Here is an 8,821-nt window from a genome sequence, read left to right on the forward strand (position 1 = left end):
TGTTGAGGCTGACGTGCTTGCCGACGTACTTGCACTTGTTGAGGCTGATGTACTTGCTGACGTACTTGCACTGGTTGAAGCAGATGTACTTGCTGAGGTACTTGCTGACGTACTTGCTGACGTGCTTGCGCTCGTTGAGGCTGAGGTACTTGCTGACGTGCTTGCGCTTGTTGAGGCTGACGTGCTTGCTGATGTGCTTGCGCTTGTTGAAGCTGACGTGCTTGCTGACGTACTTGCGCTCGTTGAGGCAGATGTACTTGCTGATGTGCTTGCGCTGGTTGAAGCGGATGTACTTGCTGACGTACTTGCGCTTGTTGAAGCAGATGTACTTGCTGACGTGCTTGCTGATTGACTTGCGCTTGTTGATGCTGACTGGCTAGCTGACGTGCTTGCTGATTGACTTGCGCTTGTTGATGCTGACTCAGATGCACTGGTCATTGCACTTACTGATGCACTGGTTGAAGCAGACACTGACGCACTGGTTGACGCTGATGCTGACTTATGATCCGAATCTGACAAATCAGGAGTTACTGTGTTTTTTGTTCCGTCTTTGTAGGTAATCGTTACAGTTCCATTGCTAGCAATCTCGTACGATTTAATACGGAAATCTGACTCAGGGTTGACTGCCTTCACTGCAGCAAGAATCTTCTTAAGATCATCTGGTGTCAATGAAGTTAAATTAGAAACTTGGATAGCACTACTTGGTTTAATACCTGGGAATTTTTCATTCAGTTTCCCTTGTGCAACTACAGTTGTGACTCTACCCGTATTATCTGATAAATCTGTAGCATTTGTTCCACGCGTCCATTTGTTTCCGTCAGCATACTGTACATTTTCCCCATAAGTAGCAGTGTACTCTAGGACTTTTGGATTTGTTGTTGAAGCTTCAGTGGTAATATCCTTAATTCCTAGTGCATCATCATCTGAAGAATAACCTGTTTGGAAAATACGACTGATATCAGAAGTTCCATCGTTTAATTTCAGAGTTTTAATCTTACCACTATTATCTTTAGCAGTTAAAACAACTTTAATCTTGTCGCCTGCGAAGACTTCGTAACCGCTGACTCCTGGACGAACATTATTCTTGATCGTTTGTTTTTCCCATTGGCCAGTCTTATCATTCTTAATATAAAGTTCAAAAGTTACTTCAGGTGCTACAGTTTCCTTGGTAATCGTTGCAGTCGTTGTAGACGAACTCAAGGTTTCAGTTCCACCACTTGGAAGTGTTACTGTTTTTTCTTGCTTAGCTGTCACATCTCTAGTCGGAAGGAGACCATTGTTGCCATCATAAGCATCCTGCAATTTTGTTGGTTCAAATGTGACGCTTGTTTCATTGTCCTTAGCAGTCTTGGTGAATGTATGACCAGCTAATGTTAATGTTACAAGAGCTCCAGGTGTGACATTCGTAACAACGATCGAACGATTTGGCAAGCCGCCAGTTTCATTGGTAGAATTAACTGAGATAGCTGGCGCTTGTGGGTTTACCTTAATAGTCACGTCTACTGTTCTACTATTTCCAGGAGCTCCACTATAGGAACCTTGCGGAAGAGTGACTGTAACTTTTTTCGTATAAACCCCAGGGTTTGCCAGCATAGCGTCATCAGGAGCCTGGACCCAACTAAAGGTTGTTCCTGTTGGGAAAGCTACACTTGTATTCGAATTTTTAAGTGCCTCTCCTGGCTTAGCAATAATCTCTGCTAATGGAGCCTTATTTCCCACAGTTGTAACATACTCTTGTCTAGCTACAGGATCAACAACTGTATAATCAAAGCTTGTCTGACTTGTCAAGGCTGGATTGCTTGTTGAAACATCCCCAAAACGTCCTTTTGGATAAGTGGCAATTAGCGTATAGGTTGTATGGTGACTAACAGGTTCCAGATTCACAACCTCTTTAGTCGTATACCATACTTCACCAAAAGTAGGAGTTCCAACATTAGTTGTTTGTTCAGCCCCTGTGTTATTTAACTTATATTTATAAGACCATTTGGTTCCTGTTGGAAGTTCCTTAAGATTGGTATACAAATCAGAATCTCTACCAATATTATTAGCCCAATCTCCTCCATCAACTTTACTAAGGTTAGCTTCTTTCGTTCCTTTAAAGGCATAGAACTTACCTGTCACACCATTGTAAGTCTTGGCTTCAACTTTCGGATAAACAGTATAGTTAACTGTTACATCATCAGTCGAGCCATCAGAATAAGTAACCCGTGCAACTGCACTTTTTGTCCCAGCAGATGTGTTGTCAATGCGACTAACCCATGAAACAGTCGTTCCTTGAGGGAACTGTCCTCCACCATCAAGCTGGACAAAGTTAGCCGCATTTGACAAATCATCTGCTGTTTCACCTACATAAGTATAGACCGTTGACGCCTTCGCTACAGCAGTATATTTATCAGTCTGGCTTTTGATTACAAATTTGACATAACCATTGTCGGTAATCCCATTTTTAGCATGGTCACTATCAGATGTATTTTTATCATCTGTTGCCATTAAATAGCGTTCAAATGATCCTAACTGTACAGTTTTTCCTAGAGTCCCTGTAAGGGTAATCTTTGCATCAGATTGATTCGTTAAGTTAGTAATCGGATTTGAACGATTGAGACCAGTATATCCTGCGTAGTTGTTTCCGTTTGCACTATCCGCAGTTCCTTGCATTTCAAACTTTAATGAAGAAATCTTGCCAGAATCATCAGTTGCTCTAAAGGTTACATTAACTTCTTCCCCACGGTATAGATAGATTTCCTTAGTTGTAGCATTATCATAATGAATCTCCAGTTTTGGACGTTCATTAACTGTAACAGATCGAGAAATAGTATTTCTTGTTAAATCCTTATAAATAATCGTTGCAGTTCCATCGTTTGCAACTTCAATATCTTTGATACGGTGTATTGCCTGATTATTTTTAGCATAGATGGCAGTCTTGACAGCTGCCTTTTCATCATCTGTTAAGCTATCTTTATTTGCTACAGGTGTAAAGTCAGGATTTATTACTTTAAGACGGTCTTTCAGTTGTCCTTGAGTGATACGAACATTACCAGTTCCTGTTGTGACATTTCGATTATTTACTTGGTCGGTAGCAACCGCATTTCGTTGCCAAGTATTTCCTGACTTCCACTCCAAATCATCCCTAAGATGGGCCTTTACAACGATATGAGCTGGACTGCTCTCAGTAGCATTGATATCGCCACTATTTAGATGGTCAACCACACCTGTACCATACTCATCTCCTGTATCATTATCACCTTGGAAGAAGTTGGTTGTTAAAGCAGGTCGATTAGCGTCCGCTTTGGAGATAATCTTAAACTCTTTTAGTTTCCCACTATTATCATACGCTGTGAAATCAACTGTAAAGTTATCACCAGCATAGACGATGTGTTCCTTCCCACGACTAGGGTCTGGACTCTCTGTCGCTTGGATGGGCTCGCCATCACGCGTCACTGTAACAGCAGGCACAGGAGGAACAGTTTCAGCTCTTACATTAGCTCGGACAACATCTACCGTATTATCACGATAGGTAATGGTAATTTCACCAGTGTTAGACACTGTAATTTCATGATTACCTTCAGAATCTTTCTTGTAATCAGATCTGTTGAGGATAGTAGCATTTTTGCTTTTGAAGTTTTCAAGAATTTGATTTCTTTCAGTAGGACTCAAGGCAGATGGATTGTTAACTGTAACAGTGTCACCACTCACAGGGTTTTGTCGCTCATTGAACCCTTTGATATTGAGAGTCATACGTGCCGTAGCTGTTTGACCATCTTTGTCTGTCACTTTATATTCAATAGCATAAGCACCAGTCGCATACGGCCGCCAATTTGTTCCTTCACGACCAATGGTTCCAACAATATGTACCGTATAAGATGTGCGGTATCCAGTTTTATGCCCACGTTGGTCATATGTCGCAAGATCTCCGTTTATTTTCTTACCTTTTACTATATTATATGGATAGTCTGGTGCATCCAAACCTGTGATGATAGGATTATTCCCAGGTTCTACTTTTGCCATTCCGGTGTCATCACTAAGGATCATATTCACAGGTGTAATGGTATCATCATTATAATAAGCAATCTCACTTGGCAAGCTAATAGTTGGTCGCTGAGATGCCGCACGGCTCTGACCTCCCGTGTTTCTAGACTGACCTGTTTCCCCAGTCGAAACGGTTGAGCTCATTGAGCTACTATAATTCCCTGAAGCATTTGCGCTTGTAAACGGTTGACTGCTTGTTGCCACTTGAGCATTCAAAGTAGCTGCGTTAGAACGATTGTTTACCGTCGCATACACCAATATAGTCGCTTCAAGGTTCCTATTCAAATCATGGCGCTTGTTGAATATATACTCATTACCAGAACCACCACGTTTTTCCATTGGTTGTCCATTAAAAAGAACACGAGTGATGGTTGTGTTTCTATCCACTTGCGCGATCAGACCAGCATAATTAAGCGGACTCTGCGAGTGCATTTTGATTGTCCAGACAACCTCACGATTTGAACTTGAATAACTACCTTGACCAAGTTGAGCTGTGGTGTGATTGTTTACTGCAATCGGAGAAAGGCCTCGGAGATTTTCTCCCGTTGCCATTGGTTGTCCATTACGGCTATCACGTTGGCCAGAGGTTACACGTGAAACCGCATTGGCGATAGAGTTGCGAGCTGAAGTAGCTGTCTTGACAGCTGTTCCTAGGTCAGCGTTTGGGTCCTTGAGAGCAGATTCAATCTCAGCAATAGCAGATTTCACCTTAAGAATGGCTGAGCTTGTATCTGGAAGGTCCACGGCTTTAGCTAGGTATTCTCCCATTTCTGCTGAAAGTGCTGCCAGTTTCTTACGGTCTTCTGCTTGCTTTTTAGCGCTCACTTCTGCAGTCGTTGTCGCAGCAAGAGTCGCTGTTGTGGTTGCTGTCAGACTCGCATTTTGACTTGTGAAGTTTTCTGCAGTTGAAAGAGAACTAGAAAGATCAGGATTGACCTTAATATCGCTAGCCTTAACTGTGGCTCTGGATGTTCCGTCATTACTGATAGCATCTTCGCTAGGAGCCGTCTGTGAACCTTCTACATGCGAAACCTCAGAGAGGGAACTGCTTGCAACAGTCGAAGCACTATCTGATGTTGAGGCAGAATCGTTCAATGAAGATGAGATACTAGCTGAAGTTGAAGATGAAACACTGGCACTAGTGCTAGCTGATGTTGAGGCACTTACGGACTCGGATGCACTTGTTGAGGCCGAAATAGAGGCACTTGTAGAAGCAGAGATTGAGACACTCTCACTAACAGAGGTAGATGTTGAAACAGACGTTTGCTGCTCCTCATCTTTATTGACAGTTCCCAAAACAACCTGATCAGAATTCACTAGATTGTCAGTACCATCCACGACTTTCTCTACAGCCAGCTGTTCATTGGCATGGACTTGCGTATGAGTGGCAACTCCACCACCAACAACGGCCCCCGCGGCAACTATCCCCTTGAGGACATCTATCCCAGTTAAAGAAGTTGAGACACGATCTTCCACAACTTCAGTTGTCACCTGAGCAGTATCAACACCACCACGAAGAACCTTGAACAAACCAAAAAGAGAGGTAGATGCTCGAAGCCAGTGTTTCCCTGACTTGATCAATTTATACCTCGTTACTCGGTCTGTTTCTCTATATCGTCCTTCCTGACGTCTAAAAAACATGTTTTTTCTCCTTGAGTTTATTTTTTATAAAAAACTAAATACCAAAACATCCTTAAGATACACAGCCACGTTACATGGATATTTTCTCTTTTTTCACCCTGACAAGCAATGGTGTAGTCTTAAAAAATTTTTGATATAGAGCTCAATCTATAATACTTTATTATAGCACACTATAGGCTTCTTTGTCCAAAGATTAAGTTGAAAATAGATTAACACAAACGCCTTGAACTTTTTGTAGATTTTCCCTGATTGTAAGATTCTTTTTTGTCCAATAATCATCTGTTTACCTTTAAAAAATCAAATATTATTGTAAAAAATCAGTAGGATGAAATAAAATATAAACAAATTGACCAGAAAGAAAAGTCAGATCAATTTCTAAAAATATTTTAAAATCCGTAGCGTACTATTCTAGGTTCAATCTACTATATGTCGAATCATTGATCCATCAAAAAAAGCCGCCTGATTGGGCGACTTAATTTTTTATAGGGAGATTATTATGAAAAAGTTTTAGGAGTTAAAGTTAAGTTCTTCTTAACTTATGAAATAAGTATACAGCTCCTATCTTAAAGTTTCCTTAAGTATTTTTAACTGTAAGATTTTTCCATTTTTCTCGCCAATTTTTCTTGGATAAACGCTTTTGATAGAGCTTCATTCGGTCTTGATTTTCTAAGAAATGTGGAGTTGGAGCAACCTGAAAGTTCAAAATATCCTCCAAACCATAAGGCGCAAAGAGCTCTAAAGTTGTATCAGCTTGCAAGCGAAGTCCTACTGCCGTACAACGTTCAGGATACTTACTCATGGCATCGCAGGAATTTCTATACGGTTCCGTATGGGGACTATGCTGATGCATATAGACTTGATTTTTCAGCTCCCATTGATACTGGGGAAAGTCCTCCCTCAACTTGTTCTCTATAGCCAGTGTTTCTTCGTAACTCACATCTGGGTCAAAGAAAATCACATCCACATCCGTTTCACGGTCAAAGGATGGCTTATCTGACAAGAGATTCCAGATAAAATTTCGGACTGAACCAGCCGCCAACCAGGAATCTTTCAACTCCAAGTCACGGATGATAGTCAGAATAGCCATCATGTCAGGATTTTCTCTAAAAGAGTCTAAGATTTCAGTCTTATTTTTCAATATATTCATACCCCAAATGTTCATATGCCTTAGCTGTCGCGACTCGACCTGAACGAGTTCGCATGATAAATCCTTTCTGGATCAGATAAGGTTCGTACATATCCTCTACCGTCTCACGCTCTTCAGCGATATTAACAGAAAGTGTTCCTAGACCGACAGGACCTCCACCGTACATCTCAATCATGGTGCGGAGAATTTTCTGGTCCACATAGTCCAAGCCTTCATGGTCTACATCCAGCATGGTCAAAGCCTTGTCCGTAATCCCATCATCAATCAAGCCATCGCCCATAATCTGCGCAAAGTCGCGAACGCGCTTGAGGAGACGATTGGCGATACGAGGAGTTCCACGGCTACGGAGGGCCAACTCAGAAGCTGCCTCATGAGTAATTTCCATCTCAAAAATATCTGCCGTCCGCTCGACAATCTCTGTCAAGTCATCATGGGCATAATACTCCATGTGACCAGTAATCCCAAAACGCGCACGAAGAGGATTTGATAGCATTCCTGCTCGTGTCGTCGCACCAATCAAGGTAAAAGGTGGTAATTCTAGATGGACACTGCGACTACCTTCCCCCGCACCAATCATGATGTCGATGTAGAAGTCTTCCATAGCACTGTAAAGCACCTCTTCCACCGACATAGGCAAGCGATGAATCTCATCAATAAAAAGAACATCTCCTGGCTCCAAGTCATTCAAAATCGCTACCAGATCACCGGCTTTTTCGATAACAGGACCAGATGTTTGTTTGAGATTGACTCCCAGTTCATTGGCAATGACAAAAGCCATGGTTGTTTTCCCGAGACCTGGAGGGCCAAACAAAAGAACATGGTCCAGCGCCTCATCACGCATTTTAGCTGCTTCGATAAAGATTTGAAGCTGATCCTTGACCTTGTCTTGACCGATATATTCACGTAAATATTGGGGACGAAGGGTACGTTCTACCAACTCCTCATCGCCCATGATTTCATTATCTAAAATTCTACTCATGCTCCTATTATAGCAAAAATCCAGCCCACAAACAAAAAAGCCACCCGATTGGGTGACTCCCGAGTTTGGCACTTTATTCTACGTCACTGCTTCATCGCCTGCGAGAGAAAGTAAAATAGTCCATGATGGAACTAATCCTTAAAACTATCATTGGACCAATTGTGGTCGGTGCCGTTCTTCGCTTAGTCGATAAATGGCTAAACAAGGACAAATAGTGTCAAAAAAGACCCCTAGCTTATTTGGACGTGAGCTTGGGGTCTTTTCTAGCCTATGATATAGAACTAGTACTCAATTCCTTTTTATTATCCCATAGTTCACAAATTTTGTCAAAGTTTTACTCCCTTGTCCAATAATACTTTCAAGATTAAGAGAAAGTTAAAAATTATCAAGGAACAACAAAAGATTACATCACTATCAATGAACATGGGCGCTCATCAACTCAAATCAGTCAAACCAACATTTTAATCCACGAAATGAAACGATAGGCTTACACATGATGTACCACTTCTTCACATTATTTCACGAGTTCCAACCGAGCAGTTTGGGCAGGCACTAGGCCATACAAAAATCTATATGACGGATCGTTATAACCAAGTTGAGGACGAACTCACTGAAACGACAATAGACCTATTTCTTAGTCATATTCACTAAAAAATCCCCGCCAATTCCCCGACCAAAATCCTAAAAATACCGAAATTTATTGGAAAATGATGTTTAGGAAACTCCCAAAAGCCTGAAATAGAGCCAAAAAACTCCACCTGATTGGGTGGAGTTAAGGGAGATTATTATGAAAAAGAAAAGTTTAGGATTTTATTAAATAAAGTTAGGAGGTCTTTATTTAATAAAGATATAATACAAGACGAAGCTTAAAACTAGCTTAACTTTTCTCAAATTCTACCATTTTTCAAAAAAGTTCTATTACCATTACCTCACCCCACAAAAAAGTCACTTGATTAGGTGACTTCATTAGGAGATTATGATGAAAAAAAGTTTAGGATTTCTATTAAATAAAGTTAGGAGGTCTTTAT

Annotated in this window: 3 protein-coding genes and 3 pseudogenes; 2 read left to right on the forward strand and 4 right to left on the reverse strand. The window is 41.2% G+C overall.

The genetic code is table 11. From position 1 onward, the window contains the following. From ADF68_RS11670 to ruvB, 4 genes and pseudogenes are all read right to left on the reverse strand, one after another. Positions 1-474 (reverse strand): annotated as a pseudogene (locus ADF68_RS11670) (hypothetical protein); the annotation flags it as partial. A gap of 60 nt (positions 475-534) precedes the next feature. Next, positions 535-5,667 (reverse strand): annotated as a pseudogene (locus tag ADF68_RS11560) (accessory Sec-dependent serine-rich glycoprotein adhesin); the annotation flags it as partial. Positions 5,668-6,241: 574 nt separating this feature from the next. Continuing rightward, positions 6,242-6,814: a nucleotidyltransferase family protein gene (locus ADF68_RS01925; RefSeq protein ID WP_049548416.1), complete on the reverse strand. Its 573-nt coding sequence runs from the start codon at positions 6,812-6,814 to the stop codon at positions 6,242-6,244. After that, the gene (gene ruvB, locus ADF68_RS01930; RefSeq protein WP_080979360.1) at positions 6,795-7,793 is read right to left on the reverse strand and encodes a Holliday junction branch migration DNA helicase RuvB; all 999 of its coding nucleotides are present in this window, start codon (positions 7,791-7,793) and stop codon (positions 6,795-6,797) included. Before ruvB ends, ADF68_RS01925 begins: the two co-directional genes overlap by 20 nt. 122 nt (positions 7,794-7,915) lie before the next feature. Between ruvB and ADF68_RS01935 the strand changes: the two genes are divergently transcribed. Together ADF68_RS01935 and ADF68_RS11615 are read left to right on the forward strand one after the other, a co-directional pair. Then, on the forward strand, positions 7,916-8,008 hold the full coding sequence (locus ADF68_RS01935) for a type I toxin-antitoxin system Fst family toxin (RefSeq protein WP_049548417.1): 93 nt from the start codon (positions 7,916-7,918) through the stop codon (positions 8,006-8,008). 145 nt (positions 8,009-8,153) lie between these two features. Next, positions 8,154-8,444 (forward strand): annotated as a pseudogene (locus ADF68_RS11615) (site-specific integrase); the annotation flags it as partial. Positions 8,445-8,821 lie beyond the last annotated feature (377 nt).

Source organism: Streptococcus pseudopneumoniae (assembly GCF_001068775.1).
GTDB classification, from domain to species: Bacteria; Bacillota; Bacilli; order Lactobacillales; family Streptococcaceae; genus Streptococcus; species Streptococcus pseudopneumoniae_N.